We start from the raw sequence: 21,240 nt of genomic DNA, 5'->3' as shown, positions 1-21,240 counted from the left end.
CCCAGGCGCCATGCGCGGCGCACAGCGCAATGAATCCCCGAGATCGGCCTTCGCAGGTTGAACGCCGGGTGTGGGCCTTGTCAGTCCGGATCAGCGGTCATCTGCCGCGCACTCGCCCGCAGGGCGCACATTGGTCATGCACTGCACATAGGTGCGGGCCTTGCCCCACATGGCGGCGTTGACCTCGTGGCCTGCGCCGGGCGCGACATAGGTATAGAAGGCCGCAGGGCGTTTGGCCGCGTCGGGGATGGCGCCGAGGATGCGTGCCCGCGCACCCGATGCCCCGTAGCCCGAGCTGCCCAGGCCCATGGGCGGGAACAGCGTGTCGCCGCTGCCCGAGATGGCGGCCACACGGATGGGCGCACCATTGATGCGGAAATCATTGGGTTGCTCGTAGATCGTGCCCGTGGCATTGCAGCTGTAGTCGCAGCCGCCGGCCAGCGCGATCGCCCCTTGCAGCCGGTGCTGGGTGGCCACGGTGAAGATCAGGTTGCTGGAGAACGAGGTGCCCGCCACCACGATGCGGCTGGTGTCGATGGGCAGGTTGCGCGCGGCCACGGCCGCCTTGATCGCCGCCAGGCCCAGGCCGAAGTCGGAGCTGGCGATGTCGTAGCTCTCGTCCGCATGGGTGCGTGCGATCAGCGGGCTGCTCCAGTTGTCGCAGCCGCGGTATTCGAAGGTGGCGGCCGCCATGCCGGCGGCGCTGAACTGGTCCAGCCCGGCGGGGTCCTGCGGCACGGGTGCGGGCGGGTTGCCGCTGGGCGCCCAGCCCGCCAGGCTGATGACCAGTGGCACCTTGGCCTGCGCCGTGGCATTGGCCGGCACCTTCAGAGTGATGCTGGCCTGCGCCAGGCCCGAGCAGGTGGCCACGCGGCGGTTCGGTCCGTCGTACCAGTACTGGGTGTTGGGCTGGGGCGCGTAGCCCAGCTGGATGGTCTGCGCCACGCCCCCGGCAGGCGGCGGATTGCCGGCGGGCGGTGTGGCCGACTCCAGGCTGAAGCGCCCGTCGGCCCCGAAGCGCAGGATGACGTTGGTATAGACATCCGCCCCCACGGACACGCTGGGGATGCGCAGCACTCCGTCGTTCAGCGAGAGGGTCGCCTGGGCGAGCGCCTGCGGGCTCGGGAAGGCAAGCACCGCGGCGGCCGCGGCAACAACGATGCGCACATGCTTCATGGGCCCACTCCAGTCGAAGACGATGGATCGGCATGCCTGCGGCACACCGTGAACTACCTGCATATTGGCTTGCGTGCCTGCCGGGTTGCTGCTGTCCCCGTAGGGAGAAAGAACGCCGGCCGCGCCCAAGTGTGTGCAGCGTAGGGCCTTGCGGGCCGGCCCGCAAGGCCTTGCCGGGGCAATCGAATGGCTTTGGCCGCAGGGGCTGTGAACTACTTCTCGAAGTCGGCCCGCTCGTGCGCGGGATCAGGCGGCAGCGGCGCTCTGCAGCTCGCGTGCCCCCGCCAGCGCGGCGAAGCGGCCCAGCAGGCTGGCGGCATGGGGCGTGGAGGCTGCCGTTCCATCCAGCTGGCTGGCGGCATCGCGCGTGGCGTTCACATGGGCCAGGTAGCCCCGCATGGCATCCACCGAAAACTCGGGGTGGAACTGCACACCCCAGCCACAGCCGCCCACCCGGAAGGCCTGGTGGGGCTCCATGTCGCTGCGCGCCAGCCGCACGGCGCCCTCGGGCAGGCGCAGCACCGACTGGTAGTGCACCAGCTGCGCCGGGAACTGGCCCGGCAGCCCGGCGAGCAGCGCATCCTGCCCGGCCTCGGCCATCAGCCGCACGGTGTGTGTGCCCACCTCCGGCCCGCCCGGCAGGTTGTCCACCAGCCCGCCAAACGCATGCGCCAGCAACTGGTGCCCATAGCAGATGCCCAGCACCGGCACCTGGCCCTCGACGCAGCGGCGCATCCACAGCGCCAATTGCTCGCTCCAGGGTTCACGGTGCGACACCATGGCATGCGAGCCACTGACCACCACGGCCGACAGTTCGGACGGATCGGGAAGCCTAGCTGCCTCGTGCTGCGCATCGATGCGCAGCAGGGGCAATGCATCGCCCAGGCCTGCGGCGATCCAGTCGTCGAAATCACCCTGGGCCTCGCGGATGTCGGCGAAGGTCTTGCCGGCGGCGACGATGAGGAGGGGTTTGCGCAGGGGGCTGGGATCGGGGCTTGCGGTCATGTGTGAGCAGCGGGGGTATCCAGAAAAAAGCGCCCCCAAGGGCGCTTGTGGTTCCCATCACTGGCGGAGGCTGTGGTTGCAGGAACCTGGGGTCGCGAACGATTTTATCTGCGCGCCACCGCCAGAAACCCCCTGCGCAACTGGAGGCGCGCTGGCCCTTGCATCCGTTCAACGGGACAGAGCCGGCGGTGCTGCCTGCGCCGTCCAAAGCGCCAGGCCGCCCTCCAGGCTCCAGGCGTTGGCATGGCCCAGGCGGCGCAGCGCGCGCGCCGCCTGCGCGCTGCGGTTGCCGCTGCGGCAGTAGAACAGCACGGGCGTATCGGCTTCCAGCTGCAGCCAGGCGGGCAGGGCGTTGAGCAGGCTACCCAGGGGAACCGACTGCACATTGTTCGGGTGGATGCCTGGCCCCAGGTCGGGCCTGCCGCCCAGCGCATGCTCGTAGGGCTCACGCACATCGACCAGCAGCGGGGCCGGGGACGTCGGGAACTGCAGGTGCCAGCGCTCGCGGGACAGTGCCAGGGCCTCTGGCTCGGCATGCCGTGCCTTGGGGCGCAATGGTTGGCCTAGGGTCCAGGCGAAGTGCTGTGCGTCGTCGTGACCGGGCAGCAGCAGCGCATGGGGTGCCAAGGCCTGCGTCAACCAGTGCAGCGAGCCCGAGTCCGCCATGGCGGAGGTTCCCACAAAGGCCAACTGGCCTTGGTCGGGCGTGTGCAGGACATAGGCGCTTGCATCGGCGCTGCCTTCCGGGGGCGCTAGCCGCGTGATGCGGTGCTGGCCCAGCTCAATCTGCTGCGCACCTTGCGGCCACCCGAGGGGGTCTACGGACCCCAAGGCCTGCATGGATTCCGGGAAGGCGGCGCTCAAGGCGGCCACCGCTGCGGCATGTTCGGTACGGCGGGTGGTTGCCAGCACGGCCACCAGGGTGTGGTGGTGGCGGCGCTGCCACTGCGTGATCTGTTCGGTATGTGCGGGCAGGGCATCGATGAGCACGCAGTGGCGGCGGCTGGCATCGGCCACCAGGTAACAGCAGGCGCCGTCGACCACGAAGCGGGTCACCAAACCGGCCGGCGTTGTGGTGCCGGCGGGTGCCTGGGCCGTCGTCAAGCCATGGGCGCGCAGCGAGGCGCCGCAGGCCCGGATGCGCGCACACGCACGCTCGATGAGTTCGGAGGAGTCGGCCGCGCCGAAGGACAGGCGCACCGCTGCCGAGCTCTGCCAGGCGGGCAAGCCCATAGCCTCCAGCACATAGCTGGGCTGGGCCTTGGCCGCGCTGCAGGCCGAGCCACCGCTGACACGCAGGCCAGCGGCATCGAACAGGTCCAGCAGCAGCCTGGAAGCGAGGCCGGGCACGGCAAAGTTCAGCGTCGTCGGCAGGCACAGCGATGGCGGGGCATTGAACACCAGCCCGGGGAAGGCCTCGGTCAGCGCCAGCGCCAGGCGCTCGCGGTGCGCCAACAGTGTCTCCTGGTTCGCGACGGTGTCCCCCGCTTCCAGCGCCCGCAGCACCTCGCCCAGTGCGGCGATGCCGGCGATGTTCTCGGTCCCTGCGCGCAGCGCGCCCTCCTGCCCGCCCCCTGTCATCAGCGGGGTGAAGGGGGCGCCTTCGCGCACGTACAGCATGCCGATGCCCTTGGGCGCATAGAGCTTGTGCCCGGAAAAGGGTGCGTAGTCGATGCGGCGCTCGGCCAGATGCAGGGGCAATTTGCCGAGGGCTTGCACGCTGTCGACCAGCCACAGCGCGCTGCTGTCCGCCAGTGCCGCGCGGATGCCGTCGAGGTCGCTGACCACACCGGTCTCGTTGTTGGCTGCCATCGTGCACACCAGCCCGGCCTGCGGTGCCTGCTGGCGCAGCCAGGCCAGGTCGTGCCGCCCCTGGTGGTCCACCGGAATGGCGCGCACCGGCCAGTGCAGGCCCAGCAGCTCATTCCAGTGCCTGAGTGCCTCCGGCACCGCCTTGTGTTCGGTGGCCCCGTAGAGCAACAACAAGGGCTGGGTTTCGCCGGCATCGCGCCGGCGGCGCAGTTCGGTCAGGGCCGACAGCACCGCGGTCTGTATGCCTTCGGTGGCGCCGCTGGTGAAGCACAGTTGGCCACCGGCCGCCCCCAGCAAGCGGCGCGCGCGGTCGCGCACCTGCTCCATGAGCGCCCGCGCCTTCAGGCCACTGCCATGGATGCTGCTGGGGTTGCCAAAGGCTTCGCCCATCGCCGCCAGGGCTGCCTGGCGCGCTTGGGGGAGTACCGGTGTCGTGGCGTTGGCGTCGAGATAAATTTCTTCCATGGCGCCCAATTCTCGGCGGGCTCATGCAGCAAGGGCTTGCAATCTTTCCAGGGTTTGGCCATAAAATTGGAATAAAAATCCTCAAATCATGGCCAAAGTAAAATTGGATTCTATTGATTGCAAATTGATAGAGATTCTTCAGATCGATGCCGAGACCCCCATCGCGGACATGGCCGCCCGCGTGGGCCTCTCGGCCACCCCCTGCTGGCGGCGTGTCCAGCGCCTCAAGGAGATGGGGGTGATCACCCGCCAGGTCGCCCTGGTGGATGCCGCCAAGGTGAACGTGGGGGTCACGGTGTTCGTGTCGGTGCGCACGAGCACCCATACCGAGGAGTGGTTCGAGCACTTTCGCGCCACGGTCCAGGCGATTCCCGAGGTGGTGGAGTTCTACCGCATGAGCGGTGACGTGGACTACCTGCTGCGCGTCGTGGTGCCCGACATTGCGGCCTATGGCAAGGTGTACAAGCGCTTGATTGCAGGCACCCAACTGTTCGATGTGTCGTCCAGCTTCGCGATGGAAGAGCTGAAGTTCACGACGGCGCTGCCTCTGTCTTACGTCGAATAGGACGCCCGCCGATACCCGCCTGATGTAAGGACGGGCAAAACAAAAAAGCGCCTCGGAAGGCGCTTGTCCATGGATTTTCTGGCGGAGACTGTGTCCTTCGAATTGATGTTGCATCCTGTCTCGTGCTGATGCAAAACCGTTGATTTATAAAGGATTGGAGGGGCTGCTTGTTGCATTGAGTTGAATCTCGCCGCATCAAATTGCGATGTTTATGTGGGCAGGATGTGGGCAGGGTACACTGCCATCCATGCCAAAACGAGCCAAAGAACTGACCGCCGCTGCGGTCGCCAAATTGCGTGAGCCGGGACGATACCCAGTCGGCGGGTGCGAGGGGCTGCATTTACGTATCACCCCTGCTGGCACGAGGCTGTGGGTGCTGCGAATTGTGGTGGGGGAATGGCGGCGCGATGTGGGCCTGGGGAACTTCGAGGACGTGTCGCTGAGCCAGGCCAGAGACGCCGGACGCGATGCGCGGCGCGCGGTAAAGGCTGGCATCGACCCTGCGCCACCGAAGCTGGCGCCGGCCGCGCCGCCGAAGGCGCGTCATCTGTTCCGGGACGTTGCGGCCGAACTGATCGAATCCAAAAAGGGGGAGTGGAAAAACAAGAAGCACCTCCAGCAGTGGCAAAACTCGCTGGACACTTATGCCTACCCGCTGCTGGGCGACATGGACGTGGCGGACATCAAGCTGACGCACGTCGTGCAGGTGCTGCAGCCGATCTGGTCAACCATCACCGAAAGCGCTACGCGGTTGCGCAGCCGCATTGAGGCGGTGATCGACTATGCAACGGTGCATGAATGGCGGGAGGGGGACAATCCCGCGCGATGGAAGGGGCTGCTCGACAAGGTTCTGCCGGCGCCCGAGAAGGTGAGCAAGCCAGGGCACCATGAGGCCCTGCCGATTGATGATGCGCCGGCCTTCATGAAGGCGATGGAGCTGGTGGATGGAGTGTCGGCGCTGGCGCTGCGCCTGCTGATCCTGACCGCTGCACGTTCGGTCGAAATTCGATTCGCGCGGTGGTCGGAGTTCGACCTGCAGAAGAAGGTTTGGGTGGTGCCTGGTGAGCGGATGAAGGCGGGCATGGACCACACGGTGCCGCTGAGCGACCAGGCCGTGACGCTTTTGGGATCCATCCCCCATATGGCAGGCACAGAATTTCTTTTCCCTACCAACCGCACGAAGAAGGGCCAGCCGATCAAACCCATTTCGGACATGGCGATGACGGAGGTGATGCGCCGGCAGGGCCTGACTGCTGTGCCCCACGGCTTCCGTTCTACCTTCCGCGATTGGGGTGGCGACTACACGGAGTACCACCGCGATCTGCTTGAGGCCGCGTTGGCGCACGTCCCCGAGAACAAGACCGAGGCGGCCTATCGCCGCCTGACGGCGGTGCAGAAGCGCCGGGTGCTCATGCAGGACTGGGCGAACTTCCTGCTGCCGCCACTGGCTTCCACTCGCCCTTCTGCCAAGCGGCAAGCTCGGACTCCCGCCACGCCACCGCATGAGGCCCAATAGGCACCGGTTTGGGTGCCAAGCCTGCCTTGACCCAGCGCCACCAGGTGGTCCTGTGAACGGGCGCGAATTGGGCTAGCACCTGCTTCTCGCGGTGCATGATGTCGGGCTTCTGTTCAGCAGTGGCTTTGGCCATGGTCTGCCTCCTTTTCGCCGGTAGGTGCTTCGCCAGCTACCTCTTCTCGCCACTGGCAGAAGCCTGTATCGGACACCACGCAGCCCTGCGCGGCCCAGAGGCGTGCGGCGGCCATGAACGCCTGGCAGTCTTGTTCACTGTCACCGCCAGCTTCGTGGATGCGCACAATTCCGCTTTCGTGCGTTGAGAACTTCCAAGTCTTGCCGTTGGCGTCAATGATTTCGCGGGCGGTGCCGCCGAAGAAAATACGGACTGTCTTCATGTCGTCTATCCAAAAAGAAACCGCCCTGCAGGGCGGTCGATTGATTGTTGGGTGATGAGGGCTCAGGGGATGCAGTGCAGGCTTCCACCGCAGTAGCTGAATTCAGGATTGAATTCATGCAGATCGCACGGCAGTTCGTAGTCCCGCCCACATCGGCAGCACTCCGCGAAGTAGCTGCCGTCCGCCTCGCTGACATGCTTGCGCAGTCCCAGGGCAGCAGCTCGGCCATCGCCGTATGCACGCTGCGCATGCGCCGGCCATCTGCGCATGAGATTGACCGCGGCATAGCGCGTGACGCCCAGTGCGGCGTGCCGCTGGCCTAGGGCGAAGAACCACGCCTTGCCGGCGAGAGGGCTTTTAGCCATGCTGCTCACCCTCCTGCGCCTTTGGCGTGGTCGGGGTGGGGCGGCTGATGCCGTAGTGCTTCTCTGCCGTGCGGAATCCGCGCTCAAAGCGTTCCTGCAGTTCGTCCCGGTATACAGCCGGGCCGCGCGTGACCACTCCATTTTCACAGTGCACAGGCCCCGTGGCAGAGAGCTTTTTCAGCTGCTCATCGGACAGCGGGGCCATTTCGGGGCGATACGGCTGCGCCCCTGCCGCCGCCTGGGCCGCAGAGCCCTTCGCCACGACCGACAGGGTGTAGCCGTCGCCGTCATACGAATGGATGTCGAAGGAGCCGCCGTGCTGCTTGGCCTTTTGGATCACAGCAAGGAGCACGTCCGCCGTGACATCGGTGGTTTGGCTCATGAGGATGCGGCCATTCGAGCTTCTCGCGCGGCCCTGAAGAATTCGGCCCGTCAGGGGGTGCGTTGCGATGTGCAGTTTGCGATCAGACATTACAAAAGTTCTCCTTGTTCGTTCCACATGCCGGGCCACCAAAGATTGGCCTTGGCACTGTTCTCGCGCCAGTGGATGACGCGCAGGTTTGCGGGCACGTGCAGGCCGCAAACGTAGGGGCTGATCTTTGGGACGATGTGGTCCACCACATGCAGCTCCCCGGTCTGCCTGGTGAGCTGCTGGGCTTCTCGATAGATCGCCTTGATCGCAGCCATGTCCGCCCAGGCCGGCGTGGCCCGGCGCGTCTGCGCGCGGTGCACCATGCCTTCCTTGCCCTTGGGGCGCTTCGGCGGTCGGGTCTTGCGCTCGGGCGCGAACAGCGGCCCGGCATCGCAGCCCTCTGTGTCGAGCGCGAGTTGCATTGGTTCACGGGGTCACCCCCCGGCCCGAAATTGCGTCAGCACCATGCGCTCAATCTCTGCTGCGGCGAACTGCATGGGCGCGCGCCAACCGGTTTCCGGGTCGTTGGCGTAGGCCTCCCAGCGGCTGCTGCAAATCTCGATCACCGACGAAACCACCTCACCAGGTGCGCTGGCGAGGTTTTCCAGCTCGATGCTCAACGCTTCGCTTGCGGTTTCCAAGCGCCGTGCAGCGCCGTTCTGGCTGGCTGGGCCTGCATTGGAATGCTCGCCCATCGTCCAGTCGTAATGTGCTTTCGTGTCGGCATAAGCTTCGATCAGCATCCTGACTTTCTCAAGGGCGTCGATGGGTTTGGGGTCGGGCATTGGGCCTCCTGATGGGTTTGAGCCATGCGAAGTGCGGTGGCTCGCCGGCTTGCTGGTATTCCTCCCACAACGCAAGCCCAGCGTGGCAGCGCGTGAGGGCTCCGCTCCGGTTGGCGCCAGCGGCGCGGCATTCGCCGCACCTGGCGTGGTGGTGCTGATAGGCCTTGTCGGCGAGCTGCCAGGCTTCACTGGCGTCATCCATGAGAAACCCGCCCTCGCAACTGCTCCCGCAGTCCAGCAAGCAACAGGGGGTGCATGAGGATGAGTCCCTCCATCACGAACGCGCAGGGTGTCTCCACCACCTCCACCACGACCTGCCACCGTCTGCGGCGCTTGCTGATGGGGTGGCGTCGCACATGAACCACGGTCTTCTGGCGCACGGCCATTCGTGACTCTTGGATGCGCATGCCGTTGAAGATGATGGGATCATTCATCGGCGGCTCCATCGCTTCAGGTCAATGACGAGGCGCTCCGCAATCAGCTTGCCGATATGCTTCGCCAACAGATCATTGGGACCGTGGAACATGGCGCCTTCAGAAATGGCGTACCCGGCCCGCCGGTCGCCGACCATCGCTGTCACATGCAGCATTCCCTTTAGCCAGTCTGGTTCGGCGCGAATGTCTACGGTATGCATGGTGGTCATCCGCCCATCGGGCGTATTCACGCGAAAGCTCCCGTCCCGTTCTACGCGCGGCACAGCGAGTGGGCGTGGGTCAAATGCGATGCTGTGCTTGCCAAGAAGCAACCGGGCCTGGGCAAGCAATACTTCATTGCGCTGATTGACATCAGACATTTCGGAGCTTGCGCGCGCCAGGCTTTGATGCTGGTGCTGCGCCTGGGCGAGTTGCTCTCGCACCGATTGAAGCTGTGAGGCCACTGAGTGGAGTGCCTCGCGTGCTCGGCGGCGCTGGTTTCTGCCAAAGCGCTGTCCCATTACTTGGCCCCAGGGGTGGGTTCTGCAACTCCGCGCTGGGCCATCCCTTCCGCGAAACCCTTGGCGTAGGTGGCCCCGATGAGCGGCGGCAAATTGCTGTCCATCCAATCCTGCACCTCGCCGCCGCTCCACATCTTGCGCAAAGCGGTGGGGAATCGCGGCATGCTTGCGTTCCACGGCTGGTGGTCCAGCGCGATCATCGCGAGCTGGTGCGCTGTGGTGTCCGCCTGGTGGCCGCCCATGGCGATGTGGGGATGAACGCCAAGGTATTCGCGGAACGCCTTTATGGTGCCGGCTACGTCCGTTGTTGCGGATCGCTCCTTGCGGATTGCCTGATTCGCCGCGTCGTAGGCGCCACCAATGGCCAGCTCGGCGCGGTGAAGCACGCCGGCAAGGGTCGCCGAGAAGGCCTCGGGCGTGCCGTTCTTTGCCACGGCGAGCAGTCTGGCGTGGCACTGGGCCATGGGAGGGCTCAGCTCGTGAGCGGTCTTGGGTTGTGACTGTGGCATGGGGCACTCAAGAAAAAGCCCGCAGCGAAGGCGGGCTTGTGTTGATCGGGGCGGAATCCGGTGATCGTTTCACTGGGTCCGTGGGCCTTGGCTTTCGCCCTGGGTGCGTGATCGCGATGTCCAGCGCGATCTGTGACGCAATGGCCTCCACCTCCTGATCGCAAACCCCGGCGCGCGAAGCCTCCAGGGCTGGGCTGTAGGGGTTGCGATGGCAGAAAGGAGAGTCCGGTCTGTGGCTGTAGTGGTACCCGCCGCAGCGGCACAGGGCGTGCCCGCTGTTGGCCAGGTGCTGGGTGAATAGCCCGTAGTCGCGGCGCCTGGTCCGACACTCCGGGCATCGGAACAGGAACGCCACGGCTGTAGCGTCATTCCGATGGTGGGGCGGCCTGCGCCTGGGCGCCTGGTTCGGGCTCGCCGCCCAGCGCCTCGATCAGGTCGGGCAGCAGCTTGCGCAACTCACCCGTTGCAATGGCCACGTCCGTGTCGAAACTGCCGTCATCGGCCTTCGTGCCTTCAAACACGGTGTCGAGGAATTCGACCTTCTTCACCTGCAAACCCTCAGTCAGCAGGAAAGAGACACGGTCATCCCAGGTAAGCGCCAGCTTGGTGGGCAGCTTGCCGGCCGCGATGTGCGCCTTCACCTCTTCGATGTCGAGGGGGTGGCGTCCGTAACGCACGACCGCCTTGCCCTCGTCGCAGGCTTTCAGCTCGCATTCGCGGTCCACCGTGAAGCCCTGCGGCGGCTCCTGCGTGCTCAGCCAGTGCGACATGGCCGCCTGGGGGCTGGTGCTGGTGTGCAGGAGGGAGACGGTCAGGCCTGGCAGGGCCTCGACCAGTAGGGATACCACGTCATCGGCCCGGCTCTGCGTGCCCGTATCGAGCACCAGAGTTCTTAGCTCACGGTCAATCCACACCCACATGGTGGATTGCTTCGTGAAGGCCATAGGCAGGAGGTCAAGCTTCGCTTCCTCCTTGAGTTCCTTGGACTCCTTTTTGCCTGGCTTGCGGCCTGTGGACTTCTCGATGGCATCGGCCTTTTCCTTGACGCGTCGTGCGAGGACTTCGCCAGGGACGGCCTTCGCCTCGATCTTGAAGCGCAGCACCCACTGACCCCCGATGGACTCCACCAAGGCGCCGTGTTCTTCGCCGCGTGGGGGCACCCAGCCAACCGATTTCTCCTGTGTGGCGCCGCACTCCGCGAAGAGCATCTTCTGCAGCGCCTGCTCCACGCCTTCGAGGTCGGCGGTGTGCAGGGGCCCTGTGCGGTAGACGATGAGGTTCTTAAACATTCTCGGGCTCCTTGGTCATGGCCTGGGTGATGGCCTCGCGGGGGTCTCTGAACAAGCCGGGTTGCGTGCGGCCATCGGCAGGCCACCAGACCCAGTAGCCCAAGGTGGACTCATCAGCAGCAAAGTCCGGCTTGCTACCCCGCGCAACCATGGCGCGTTGATCGATCAGCCAATCCAGCATTTCGCGCTCTGCCGCCAGGTCGGAAGCCTTCGGCTTCTTGGGGCCGGCTTTCCCCGGGGTCAGCTTCTTGCCGCCAGCGGCCTTCACCTCGGCGAGCTGTTCGGCAAGCACGGTGCCGGCGTTGTCGCCGTGGTTTCGCACGGCAGCGGTTGCAACCGCTTCGGTGACCTCGCCCGACAACACCAGTGCCTGTACATCACTGTTGGCATCGCCGAGTGCCAGAAGCTGGCGCACGCGCTCTGAAGAGAGATTGATTTCCTTGGCGATGGCCTCCAAGGACCAGCCGTACCCGCGCTGGCGCTTGAGGATCGTGGCTGTCTGCACGGGCGAAAGCGTGCGCTTCTTCGCGGATGTGATGATGCGAATGTTGCGGTCCGCGTCATTGCCCACAAAAGGAATGGTCAGGATGTAAACGCGCCCATCCTTCTGGTCGTGGATCGGGATGCCTCTATCGGCCGCACGCACATGCGCTTCAAGACGGGCGTGCCCGTCAACGATGAACTTGCCGCCCTCTACCCGATCACGTACTTCGAGTGGCGGAACGCTGCCGCCGTTCGCGAGGTGCGCCACGATGTCCTCCACGCGAGCGTCAAACTCCTCGGGGGTTTCCGGGGGATTGAAGCCGGGTTCGACGTGGAGTTCATTGATCCAGATTTTTACGAGGTCGGCGCGCTTGGCGGTTCCTGCCTCCAGCAATTGGCGGTTCGATGACATTGAAGTCCTTCACGCGGCGTTGAGCCGCAACTTGCGTTCAAGGGCATCCGTCTCCATGAGGAACTGCAGCACCAAGGCCTCATGGGCCTTGATTGCCGCCTCGTCGCGCTCAACGTGCACCAGCAACATCCGCATCGCTGGCGGGAAACGGGGGTCGTAGGAAATGAATTTGCAGAACTGCGCGCCCGTCACCCACAGGTTGTGGGTGATCTGCGGCACATAGATTTCAGGGACGCCACGGGCTTCGAGATAGGCCAGGTGCGTCTTGCTCTTGGGGCACTTGATTTCGCTGATGCCCAGCCGCTTGGTGTCCACCTCGTCGCCGAAGATGAACGAGTCCACGCTGCAGCCTGCGGCGTATCGCCTGAGCCGGCAGAAGCCGGCTTCGCGCACCCTGTATCCGGTGGTGGCCTCCAGTGCCAGGCGCGCCAGAGGTTCGGTGGCGATGCCCCAAGCCATATCGCGCGAGAGAAAGGAGCCGCTATCGGTGGGCACGTCCAGGCGTTCCAGCACGAGCTGGCGCATGTAGCCAGTGCGCGCTTCGGAGTCGGTGCCCTTGGCTCTGCCGGGGGTATAGAGCGCGGCCACATCGGCGCCGGTCACGCAGCCCAGGCGGTCTTTCAGCCATTCGCGTGTGCCTTGCTTGTGGGTGCTGATGGTGTAGCGCGTGCTCTTCACGCGCCGCCTTCCAGTGCGTCCTGGCGCGCATCGAGCGCGCGCTTCACGGTGCTCCATGCGCCAGCATCACCCGCCGCGTGAAAGGCCGCAGACGCCTCTTTGCGTATGGATTCGAGTGTCTCGATACTGTCCGCGCTGTTGACATAGACCACCCACCCCTCCGTGGCGCTCTGCGCTGCAGGCGAGGGCATCGCGGCGCCGCCGCGACCGTCGTCGTCAGGCCTGTCCTTGGCCGCGAAGCCAAATCCCAGCAGCAGGGTGTAGCGTTCCAGAAACGTGCGCACGGATTGCTCGGCCTGCGCTACGGTGAGTCCTGGCGATTCCTCGCGCGGCGCATCGAGCATGGTCCGCTGCACATGCCCCCCCACATGGGCGACTTCGCATGTCACAACAATGTCGCCCTCCGGGCTGCGGCCAGGCACCCAGTTGTGCGTGAGGCCATGCTGTGCGGCGGACTGAATGACCTGCTCGCAGACGTTGCCGATGGTGGCGTAGTCGTAGGACTCAAACCCGCCCTGACCATCTGGCGTGAACGCGGTCTTGTCCTTGAGGATGCTGGGAGGGTTCAACTTCAGGGCCACCATGGCGGCCAAAAACAGTTTGTGCCTTTCGCCGGCTTCCCAATCGCGCTGCTCTTGCTGCAGCTCCTTGATTTCGGCCATGGTCATGTTGGCATTCATGGCGGCCAGGGCATTGGCAAACGGGCCGGCGAGTGGCGCGGCAGGTGTGAGTAGGGTCATTGGGCTTGAGCCGCTTGCGCGGGGGTTGATTTCTCGATGGCGTGCCTGGCCGACTCCATCAGCAAGGCGGTTTGGACACAGACATCCCCGCGCAGCTCGGCGCAGGTCAGTAGGTTCGCGAGTGCGTCGTAGAGCTGGTTCGCGTTCGCGCGTTTCGCGTCGTCCGCCAGGCGGCGCGCCTCGGCGATGGCGGCTTCTTCGCGTTCGCAGGCTTCGGCGATTGCGGCGTCGGCCTCTCGTTGCGCGACATCCCTGTGGAGCTGGCGCAGCTCCTCAAGGGCGGTGTGTTTGGCCTGCTCGGCTTCGGGCACACGGTCATCGAAGTACGCGGCCGTCAGCAGCGTGTCGTTCAACGTGCGGATCGCTGATTCGAGCTGTAGTGCGGTGCTGGCGGCGTGTGTCGCTGGCAGTGCAGTGATGTCGCTTATGCGGTTGCTCACGTCCGTGATGCGCTGCAATCGCTCCCGTTCGATCCGTTCTGCCTGCTCGCGTTGCGCGACGGCCTGGCGCTCGATGGCCTGGGCCTGGGCTTGGGTTTCGAGCGTGAGCCGATCCAGCTCGGCACGCTGGGCGGCCATGCGCTCGTTGTGCTCGCGCTGTTCGCGCTCCATCTGTTCGCGCTCGGCGGCGAGCTTGGCGCGTGCTTGAGCCTGGGCCTTGGCCTCCTGCTCATGCGCCAGCGCTGCGGCATGCATGGTCTCCAGCCGCTCGATGGTGGAATTCTTGACGGCCTCCACTCGACCGGCGTGATCGCCAAAGGTCTCCAGTGTGACCTCGATAGCTTCCACTTCGGTGAGCGCAGTGCCGATCACGTCCGATCCGAGTCCGACCACCTCGGTGGGCTTGGCGATGATGGCATCTACCACCGCATCGATGCGAGCCATTGCTTCGCGCTCTTCGCGCTCCTTGGCCTGTTTGGCTTCTGCCCTGCGGTCTTCTTCCGCTTTGATCTGCTCATGAATTGGTGATTCCAATTCCAGCAGTGCGGCCACGATGCGTTCGCCCTCGGTTCCGACATCGGTCGCAACTTGCCTGATCGCAGCCTTTTGCTCGTCAACGATTTTGGGGACCTTGTAGCGGCGCTCGCGAAGGTCCATGCGCGCCTTGCGAGCTGCGGCCATACCCTCTGCGGTCCCTACCGCAAAGAGCTTGTTGCGGTACTTGCGGCGCAGTGCGGCAAGGCCGGCGTCCACCACGCTCAGCTCGGCGAGCGCTGTTTTGCGCAGTGCCGCGAGGGCGGTTTTTGAGTTGGTAGTTTCGACGGCGCCAGCTTGCGGCTGTGCCTCAATGGTTTGTTGGCTCATGGCATGAAGAGTGGTTGGATAAGGCCGGCGCACAGACCTGTGGCGGCTGCGGTGGCCATGGAGATGGAAAAAAGTTGGATGCAGCGCAATGCAGCGCGCTGGAGCCTGCGGGCGCGTCTCATGGCCTGGTGGTGCGGGCAATGATTCCGGCTGCGGCATCGGCGCGACTGCGCCGCTCAGGAGTCCACAGGTCGGGTCGCTCGGCCTGGTGCTGTGCCAGTGCGTCGCGCATCGAGGCGGCGGTGTCTTTGGCCGCTTGCAATTCGCTTGGACTGCCATCGAGCAGATAGCTCGAAGACATGGCGATAGCCACCAGGGCGGCGATGCAGTATTTGATGACGGGGCGGTTCATCGCAGTTGGCCCGCCATCTGAAGGTGCTGCTGCTGATCCTGCAGAGCGCGGTGGAATGCGGCTCTTTGGCGGGCCTCTGCGCCCTGCATGCGGAGCACATCCGCAGCAAGCAACTCTTCCTCGCTGTAGAGCAACGTTTCGGGCACGACCCCCTTGAGGGATGCGGCAATGGTCGGATTGATGGCGTTCACAGATCCTCCGGGCGAAAAAAAACCCGCTGCAAGCGGGGGGGGGAATAAAAAGCCGCTGGTGCGCCCAAAGGGAGGGAGGGATGGAAGGGTGGGCGCGCGGTTGGAAAGGGTTGGGACATCGCCCACAACAGCCCCGCTCGCGGGGCTGGAATCGGCGATGTCATGGGTGCGAGCGTCGCTCGGCCCAGCGGCCAATGCGAAAGGCCACGTAGCAGGTGACGGCAGTCCATGCCAGCAGGCCGGCGCCAATCAGCGACGTGATGAGCACCATGGGCTACTTGGCGATCTTTGGAATGGGGTAGGGCACTTGGGTACTGCAGCTGCCGTTTTGCTTCGCGAGGTTGGTGTTCTTCTCGAAGTCTTCCTTGCGGTAGCAGCCCACGCTCTGGGAGAACGTGGAGCACATCAGCACCGTCTTGTCGACTTGCTTGCCCTCGACCTTCATGATGGACAGCTCGGCCCATCCATCGCCTTGGGGGCATGCTGGTGCCTGCGTGTCGTCGCTGCGGCTGACGATGGCGAATTCCGAGGTGAAACGCGGGTTCTGCGCCTTGTAGAGCGCGGCGTTGAACTCTGCATTCGCCTTGGCTGTTTGGCGGGCCTCTTCCAGACGGTCGGCTGGCACTTCCTTGCTGCCGCAAGCAGCCAGCGCTGCCACTGCGAGCGCTGTGGCAATCAGGGTGAATTTCATGGTGTTCCTTGAACGATGCCGCTGGGGTAGGCGGCGACAAACCCCGCGCATGCCGCTGGCTCGCAGGGCATGCGCTGGTGCTGTCGTTGGTGGGGTGAGGTGGGGCGGCAGGCCAAGGAGAGGTCGGCCCCTGGAAACGCTGTCGCATGGATGTGGGTAACTGCTATCGAGGGAGTCCCGGCCCCCGCCATGCGCACTGCAACCGCAGTTTGCCGCCCCGAAAACTGGCAGGGGCATCCTCCCTGCGCGCCAGCTCACCGCCGGCTCTTTCTGCGCCTCCCATCGCTTCGACAGGGCCCCGCGGGGGATCGCAGATTTCGATTTGCCAGACAGTAGATTGCCCTGCTCGACACGGTCTGGCTCACTTCTACGGGCCCGTAAGCCCGTTTCGCCGCATGCCCCATCGGCTCATCAGGAAGTTGGGCGAACGAATCTCTTTAGAGTTTTCAGCAGCCGAAGCCGCTCGCAAGGTACGGTCCTTGCCTTGGGACATACCAAACGCTGGTCCCTTACTGGCATTGATTTCCGTGGTGCAGTGCGCAACCCTTCCACGGATGGCCTCGCCATCACATCGCCCCGCTGCTGGATGTCCCGCGCGAAGCGTGAGCCTTGGCCCAGCAGTAGGCCGATGTGATGGCCCTGTCTCCAGGGCCTGTCAGCAGTTACCTCGCCATTGCTGATGGGCGCCGCCCAGGTTCGCTTTGCGCTTGCCGATGCGGATAGACCCTGTGGCTTCGCAGCGCACCACGCGGAGCGCTCCACCAGGGAGGGTCGATTTCACGCGCTTCCTTTCTGCCGGCGTGGGGGTGGAGCAGGGCGCACGCACGGGGCGTGCACCTGGGATATCCAGTGAGGTTTTTAAGGAGCCGTCTGGGGCTGCGTGCGATGACCTGGCCCCATCGCCAAACCGTTTCCGTTCCAGCGATGGAATGAAGTATGCCATATTTGGAATGGCTGGGGCAATGCTTTGTGCCAAATATGGAAAGATTTCGCATAACTGCAGATGCTGGTGGTTTCCCTAAACCTGTGCACAATCACAGTAGAGGACTGTCACAAAAAGCAACGGAAAGATTGAATGTTTCTGGATTTCGGACAAGCGACCATGGACGTGAGCCATGGGGGAGGGGTGGCTACGTTTGGCTTTTCAGGGGAGCTGACGCTGCGCGTAATGTGCAGCGCTCTGGCCTCCTTTTGGTGCCTGGGGACGGCCAGAGGGCTGGGGGGCGTCCGGGCCTGGGTGATCCGATTGAACGATCACGCGCCCGACACGGGGCTTTGCTCAGCGGGACTTACAGAGACAGAGCGGTACAGCGTGTTCCGGCGCTCGCTCGGGGTAGGCGCATCGCTGCCTGGTGCGATGGTTGTTGGCGCGAACTGTGTTAGTTCAGCGCACAAGTTTTCGCGCGCGCTCGCAGAGAGCGGCGCCGTGATGGGCGTATTTACTGATGAGGCGTCGGCGACGGAATGGGTGCATGCCCGTTCGATTGCGATGCAGGCACAGGAGAGTTGGCGAGCCCGATCACTTGAAGCGCAAGCGCGTACGCTCGTTGCTGAGCTGCAGGATCGTGGACGGCATCAAGCGCCTTTGCAATGTCCGCAGCAAGCGGGCTGAACGCACCTGCTGATTCGGTCGGGCTGTAGCCCGGCTTGAGCAACTGCCATGGCTCGACGCCGAATACGGCGGCGAGCTTGTCCAGCTTGTCCAGAGCAATGCTGGAGTCGCTCGACTTCAATCTTGCGACCGTTCCAAGACCCACACCCGACTCTCTAGAAAGTCGGTTGATGTTGACTGCGCCGTAGTGGTGCTCCATCAGCACCTCCAAGGAGCGCCACAGGTGTTGCTTGCTGTCTTGTGAATCCATATCTGGAATCATACAGTAGATAGCTACTGCATAGTCATGCCACATTTGGGTGTGTCTTGTGCGCCAATCGTTCCAAATATGGCATACTTGGGCGATGCCAAACACCATTCCCTCCATCCAAGAAGTCCGTGAACGACTGGCGCCCCTCGGCGTGCCCGCGCTTCACGAGCTGGCCGACGAAACCAGCGTCCCGTTCGCAACACTGGTCAAGATTCGGTCCGGCTACACCCCCAATCCCGGTATCGAAACGGTCCGCAAGTTCTATCCGAGCTTGAAGGCGAAGACCTCTCTGCGCAAACGCAGGAAGGTGGCGTGATGGCGGGGCAGATTCGACCTCTGACCGACGCCGAGCTGAGTGCCGTGGCGCGCGCCGCAGCAGAGCAATGCATCCCCCTGGGCGAGGCCAACTACTTCGAGCCAGGCTCGAAGGAAAGCGCTGCATTCACCAAGGCATACACCGAGGCCCTGGCTGCGGAGACGGTGTGAACCAGTTACCGCCACCGCTTACACCAGAAGACTGCAACCTGCAGGACTTCGCTTTCATGCCGCTCGATGTAGCCCGGCTGAGAGACAGCGAGCTGGCATCGGACGAGTCTCCCGAATCCTTCCGAGCTGCAGTGTTGCTTTGGGCCGCCTCCTGGCATCAGGTTCCAGCAGGCTCGCTGCCCAACAACGATGGTTGGATTGCCAAGCAAGCGGGATACACGCACTTGGGCAAGGTGTCCGATGCCTGGGCTTCCGTGCGCCCTGGCGCGATGCGCGGCTGGAGGCTGTGTGCTGATGACCGCTATTACCACGAAGTCATCGCTGAGAAGGCTGTGGCCGCCTGGAAGGCGAAGCTTGAGCAGCGCTGGCGCACGGAAATGGGCCGCATCAAAAAGCACAACGACCGCCATCCAGGCGCGAACGTGCCTCGAATGTCGTTGGACCAGTGGATGCTAGCGGGCCGCCCCACCGGTCAACCCCTCTTTGTCCCCGAGGACATGCCGGGCCGTCCATCGGATGTCCCCGAGGACATGGGGTCCAAGGGACAGGGAGAGGGACAGGGACAGGGACAGGGACAGGGACAGGGACAGGGACAGGGAGACCTTGACTTGGATATAGCCAAGTCCACGCCCACCGTGCCGGCGTCACCGAGGACGCCTGTAGTGCCCCCGGCGCCAGCACCGCGAAAGCTTCTTTCGCCCGAGGACCAGGCGAAATCCGATGTTTGGAAGGCCGCTGTGTCGGTGCTGGAGCACGGCGGGTGCCCTGCCGCGCAATGCCGCACGTTCATGGGCAAGTTGGTCAACGACTACGGCTTTCCCATCGTCAAAGACGCGGTATCGGCCGCCGTCAGCACGCAGCCCGCCGACGCGCGGGAATACCTCAAGGCGACGTGTATGCGCTTGAAGGGTGAACGACTCAACCGGCAGGAGGCGCTGGAGCGGCGCGGCCAGGCCGTTGTGGACGACTGGGCGGCAGGAGGTGCAGACCATGCAGGACGCTGAACGCCGGGACTTCGGCCAGCTCATCAAGGACGTGATGGCGTACTACCGCCAGGACACGAGCAAGTTCCTGCTGGACGTTTGGTGGAACGCATGCAAGCCGTTTGAGCTGGAACACATCCAGCAGGCCATGCAGCGACACATGACCGATGCCGAGCATGGGCAATACGCGCCCAAGGTGGCCGACATGGCGCGCATGCTGGTCGGCACGGCCACGGATCGCGCCCTGGTGGCATGGGGAAAGGTTCACGATGCAATGAGTGCCGTGGGCGCCTACCAGGATGTAGTGTTTGACGATCCAGCCATCCACGCCGTCATTGAAGACCTGGGCGGCTGGGTGAAGCTGTGCCGCGCCGACCTGAAAGAGGTCAGCTACATCCAGCACAAATTCTGCGAAGCGCATCGCGCATACACGCGCCTGCCTTCCTTCGACTACCCCCGCAAGCTGGCTGGCGCTGCCGATGGCGCAGCGCAGTACGCCCGCTTCGGCCTGCCACCACCCAAGCCGGTCGTGGTGGGCGACATCGAGAAAGCCCGCCAGGTCATGCGCCTGGGCAGCTCAGGCGGCAAGACCGCCATCACCACAGAAATCACGGCACTGCTCGCTGCGCGCCAAGCGCGCGGAGAGCTGCTGCCCCATTCGAATGCCGCGCGCCTGGCCGCGCCGGCTGAAAGGCAAGGATGACCATGAAAGAAGACACGGCACGGGTGCTGAGCATCCTCGGCGGCGATGCCCTGCGCGAGAGCGAACTATGCGAGCGCACTGGCTGGGATCGCGAGCGGCTGCTCACTGTGCTGGCGGCCATGCAATTGAGCGTGCAAGCCAAGAGGGCGAAGCACGGAGGTAGCGCGGACTCGCACTGGATTGCAGCTGACACCGTGATTGCCAAGTGCGTGTGGTCAGAAGCGGACGTGCTGCGCGCCGTCGCTGCAGGCGACTTCGCGACGCGGGGGCTGCAGCAGCAGTCGGGTGGTGCGTACGAGCCGCTGCGCCTGCTGCTGGCGCGAATGAAGCGCGATGGGAAGATCAAGCGCGTGACCTATGACGGTATCCGCAAGTGGGTGCTGTCATCGCGCAAGGTCGCCTTGAGCGGCAAGAAGCCCTACCTGCGCAACGACCGACTGCTGAGCCTCATTGCGAAGCACCAGCCCATCAAGCTCGAAGTGCTGGCGGAAATGGTTGGCTGGGGCCGGTTCGCGGTGCGCCGCCGAGTGGGCCTGCTCCGTGAGCGTGGCCTTGTGAAGTACGACGTGCTGGGCGATGCCTGGCGCTACGTCTTGTCGGACTATCAGCGCCCCGCAGAAGATACGGGCCGAGAGATTCTGCTGCGCTGCAAGGATGTGGGCGGCGACTGCCTGACCTGGGAGGGCGCCCACAACCCGCAGGGGCACGCCCTGGTGCGCCATGGTGACAACGTCGCCAGAGTGGACATGGTGCTGTGGCAGGTGGTGCACGGCAAGGAACTGAAGCCAGGCCACACCCTGATGCGTACCTGCGAGACGCCGGGCTGCTGCCACCATGGCCATCACAAGCAGGCCACGCGGAGCGAAGCCATGCGGGCGGCGTTCGCTGCGAACGGGTTTGGTGGTGCAGTGCATGGGCGCAAGGTATCGCAGGCGCTTCGGCCGCAGCGCGGCGTGCTCACGCCCGAAGAGGTGCACCTTGTTCGCACGAGCGACAAGACCGGAGGGCAGCTCGCCAAGGAGCTGGGCCGGGGAAAGTCCGTGGTGAGTGCGGCGCGCCGGCACCAGACCTACCGCGACTATTCCAACCCGTTTGCCGGATTGGGGGCGCGCTGATGTGCACCACAT

The 21,240-nt window shown here is 64.5% G+C and carries 28 protein-coding genes; 7 read left to right on the top strand and 21 right to left on the bottom strand.

Annotated features, from left to right (window positions below; translation table 11 throughout):
* Positions 1-90: 90 nt before the first annotated feature.
* From HNP48_RS11425 to HNP48_RS11415, 3 genes are all read right to left on the bottom strand, one after another.
* A complete protein-coding gene (locus HNP48_RS11425) occupies positions 91-1,176 on the bottom strand; it encodes a hypothetical protein (protein WP_184857028.1) in 1,086 nt (361 codons plus the stop codon).
* A 246-nt stretch (positions 1,177-1,422) separates the two neighbouring features.
* Complete coding sequence (locus HNP48_RS11420; RefSeq protein WP_184857027.1) at positions 1,423-2,181, bottom strand: glutamine amidotransferase; 759 nt, start codon at positions 2,179-2,181, stop codon at positions 1,423-1,425.
* Positions 2,182-2,349: 168 nt separating this feature from the next.
* A complete protein-coding gene (locus tag HNP48_RS11415; protein WP_184857026.1) occupies positions 2,350-4,458 on the bottom strand; it encodes an aminotransferase class V-fold PLP-dependent enzyme in 2,109 nt (702 codons plus the stop codon).
* 88 nt (positions 4,459-4,546) lie between these two features.
* On the opposite strand from HNP48_RS11415, the gene HNP48_RS11410 reads away from it, so the two are divergent.
* Positions 4,547-5,023, top strand: a complete 477-nt coding sequence (locus HNP48_RS11410; protein WP_409362545.1) for an Lrp/AsnC family transcriptional regulator — start codon at positions 4,547-4,549, stop codon at positions 5,021-5,023.
* A gap of 247 nt (positions 5,024-5,270) precedes the next feature.
* Positions 5,271-6,539, top strand: coding sequence for a site-specific integrase (locus tag HNP48_RS11405; protein WP_184857024.1), 1,269 nt, complete (start codon positions 5,271-5,273; stop codon positions 6,537-6,539).
* Here the strand turns inward: HNP48_RS11405 and HNP48_RS35810 are convergent.
* The 18 genes from HNP48_RS35810 to HNP48_RS11315 form a co-directional block, all read right to left on the bottom strand.
* Positions 6,433-6,672: an AlpA family phage regulatory protein gene (locus tag HNP48_RS35810; protein ID WP_184857023.1), complete on the bottom strand. Its 240-nt coding sequence runs from the start codon at positions 6,670-6,672 to the stop codon at positions 6,433-6,435. The genes HNP48_RS11405 and HNP48_RS35810 overlap by 107 nt on opposite strands.
* Entirely contained in the window at positions 6,653-6,934 is a 282-nt protein-coding gene (locus HNP48_RS11395; RefSeq protein ID WP_184857022.1) for a hypothetical protein, read from the bottom strand. Before HNP48_RS11395 ends, HNP48_RS35810 begins: the two co-directional genes overlap by 20 nt.
* A 62-nt stretch (positions 6,935-6,996) precedes the next feature.
* Positions 6,997-7,299, bottom strand: a complete 303-nt coding sequence (locus HNP48_RS11390; protein ID WP_184857021.1) for a hypothetical protein — start codon at positions 7,297-7,299, stop codon at positions 6,997-6,999.
* On the bottom strand, positions 7,292-7,771 hold the full coding sequence (locus HNP48_RS11385; protein ID WP_184857020.1) for a hypothetical protein: 480 nt from the start codon (positions 7,769-7,771) through the stop codon (positions 7,292-7,294). The genes HNP48_RS11390 and HNP48_RS11385 overlap by 8 nt, the downstream gene beginning before the upstream one ends.
* Positions 7,771-8,133: a hypothetical protein gene (locus tag HNP48_RS11380; RefSeq protein ID WP_184857019.1), complete on the bottom strand. Its 363-nt coding sequence runs from the start codon at positions 8,131-8,133 to the stop codon at positions 7,771-7,773. The genes HNP48_RS11385 and HNP48_RS11380 overlap by 1 nt, the downstream gene beginning before the upstream one ends.
* 12 nt (positions 8,134-8,145) lie before the next feature.
* Positions 8,146-8,496, bottom strand: coding sequence for a hypothetical protein (locus tag HNP48_RS11375; protein ID WP_184857018.1), 351 nt, complete (start codon positions 8,494-8,496; stop codon positions 8,146-8,148).
* Between the two features lie 194 nt (positions 8,497-8,690).
* Positions 8,691-8,930, bottom strand: coding sequence for a hypothetical protein (locus HNP48_RS11370; RefSeq protein ID WP_184857017.1), 240 nt, complete (start codon positions 8,928-8,930; stop codon positions 8,691-8,693).
* Positions 8,927-9,373, bottom strand: a complete 447-nt coding sequence (locus tag HNP48_RS11365; protein ID WP_184857016.1) for a hypothetical protein — start codon at positions 9,371-9,373, stop codon at positions 8,927-8,929. The genes HNP48_RS11370 and HNP48_RS11365 overlap by 4 nt, the downstream gene beginning before the upstream one ends.
* A 56-nt stretch (positions 9,374-9,429) precedes the next feature.
* Positions 9,430-9,894 (bottom strand): hypothetical protein, encoded by a 465-nt coding sequence (locus HNP48_RS11360; RefSeq protein WP_184857015.1) that lies wholly within the window; start codon positions 9,892-9,894, stop codon positions 9,430-9,432.
* A gap of 410 nt (positions 9,895-10,304) precedes the next feature.
* Positions 10,305-11,228, bottom strand: coding sequence for a recombination-associated protein RdgC (locus HNP48_RS11355; RefSeq protein ID WP_184857014.1), 924 nt, complete (start codon positions 11,226-11,228; stop codon positions 10,305-10,307).
* Entirely contained in the window at positions 11,221-12,123 is a 903-nt protein-coding gene (locus tag HNP48_RS11350; RefSeq protein WP_184857013.1) for a hypothetical protein, read from the bottom strand. The genes HNP48_RS11355 and HNP48_RS11350 overlap by 8 nt, the downstream gene beginning before the upstream one ends.
* A gap of 9 nt (positions 12,124-12,132) precedes the next feature.
* Positions 12,133-12,801: a YqaJ viral recombinase family protein gene (locus tag HNP48_RS11345; RefSeq protein WP_184857012.1), complete on the bottom strand. Its 669-nt coding sequence runs from the start codon at positions 12,799-12,801 to the stop codon at positions 12,133-12,135.
* Positions 12,798-13,541 carry an ERF family protein gene (locus tag HNP48_RS11340; protein WP_184857011.1) on the bottom strand — a complete coding sequence of 248 codons (744 nt, stop codon included), beginning with the start codon at positions 13,539-13,541 and terminating at the stop codon, positions 12,798-12,800. Before HNP48_RS11340 ends, HNP48_RS11345 begins: the two co-directional genes overlap by 4 nt.
* Positions 13,538-14,845 carry a hypothetical protein gene (locus HNP48_RS11335; protein ID WP_184857010.1) on the bottom strand — a complete coding sequence of 436 codons (1,308 nt, stop codon included), beginning with the start codon at positions 14,843-14,845 and terminating at the stop codon, positions 13,538-13,540. The genes HNP48_RS11340 and HNP48_RS11335 overlap by 4 nt, the downstream gene beginning before the upstream one ends.
* Before the next feature lie 118 nt (positions 14,846-14,963).
* Entirely contained in the window at positions 14,964-15,197 is a 234-nt protein-coding gene (locus tag HNP48_RS11330) for a hypothetical protein (protein WP_184857009.1), read from the bottom strand.
* The gene (locus HNP48_RS11325) at positions 15,194-15,388 is read right to left on the bottom strand and encodes a hypothetical protein (protein WP_184857008.1); all 195 of its coding nucleotides are present in this window, start codon (positions 15,386-15,388) and stop codon (positions 15,194-15,196) included. Before HNP48_RS11325 ends, HNP48_RS11330 begins: the two co-directional genes overlap by 4 nt.
* 274 nt (positions 15,389-15,662) lie before the next feature.
* The gene (locus HNP48_RS11320) at positions 15,663-16,079 is read right to left on the bottom strand and encodes a hypothetical protein (protein ID WP_184857007.1); all 417 of its coding nucleotides are present in this window, start codon (positions 16,077-16,079) and stop codon (positions 15,663-15,665) included.
* A gap of 1,439 nt (positions 16,080-17,518) precedes the next feature.
* The gene (locus HNP48_RS11315; protein WP_184857006.1) at positions 17,519-17,941 is read right to left on the bottom strand and encodes a helix-turn-helix transcriptional regulator; all 423 of its coding nucleotides are present in this window, start codon (positions 17,939-17,941) and stop codon (positions 17,519-17,521) included.
* A 94-nt stretch (positions 17,942-18,035) separates the two neighbouring features.
* Here HNP48_RS11315 and HNP48_RS11310 point away from each other — a divergent pair, with 94 nt between their 5' ends.
* The 5 genes from HNP48_RS11310 to HNP48_RS11290 are packed head-to-tail and all read left to right on the top strand — an operon-like array spanning position 18,036 to position 21,228.
* Positions 18,036-18,257, top strand: coding sequence for a hypothetical protein (locus tag HNP48_RS11310; RefSeq protein WP_184857005.1), 222 nt, complete (start codon positions 18,036-18,038; stop codon positions 18,255-18,257).
* A complete protein-coding gene (locus HNP48_RS11305; RefSeq protein WP_184857004.1) occupies positions 18,257-18,427 on the top strand; it encodes a hypothetical protein in 171 nt (56 codons plus the stop codon). The genes HNP48_RS11310 and HNP48_RS11305 overlap by 1 nt, the downstream gene beginning before the upstream one ends.
* Complete coding sequence (locus HNP48_RS11300; RefSeq protein WP_184857003.1) at positions 18,424-19,431, top strand: DUF1376 domain-containing protein; 1,008 nt, start codon at positions 18,424-18,426, stop codon at positions 19,429-19,431. The genes HNP48_RS11305 and HNP48_RS11300 overlap by 4 nt, the downstream gene beginning before the upstream one ends.
* A gap of 34 nt (positions 19,432-19,465) precedes the next feature.
* Positions 19,466-20,113: a DUF6475 domain-containing protein gene (locus HNP48_RS11295; RefSeq protein WP_184857002.1), complete on the top strand. Its 648-nt coding sequence runs from the start codon at positions 19,466-19,468 to the stop codon at positions 20,111-20,113.
* Between the two features lie 2 nt (positions 20,114-20,115).
* Positions 20,116-21,228, top strand: a complete 1,113-nt coding sequence (locus tag HNP48_RS11290; protein ID WP_260420195.1) for a hypothetical protein — start codon at positions 20,116-20,118, stop codon at positions 21,226-21,228.
* Positions 21,229-21,240 lie beyond the last annotated feature (12 nt).

Source organism: Acidovorax soli (genome assembly GCF_014207955.1).
GTDB classification, from domain to species: Bacteria; Pseudomonadota; Gammaproteobacteria; order Burkholderiales; family Burkholderiaceae_C; genus Acidovorax; species Acidovorax soli_A.
The sequence above is the reverse complement of the archived record's forward strand: the minus strand, read 5'-3'. Positions and strand labels throughout refer to the sequence as shown.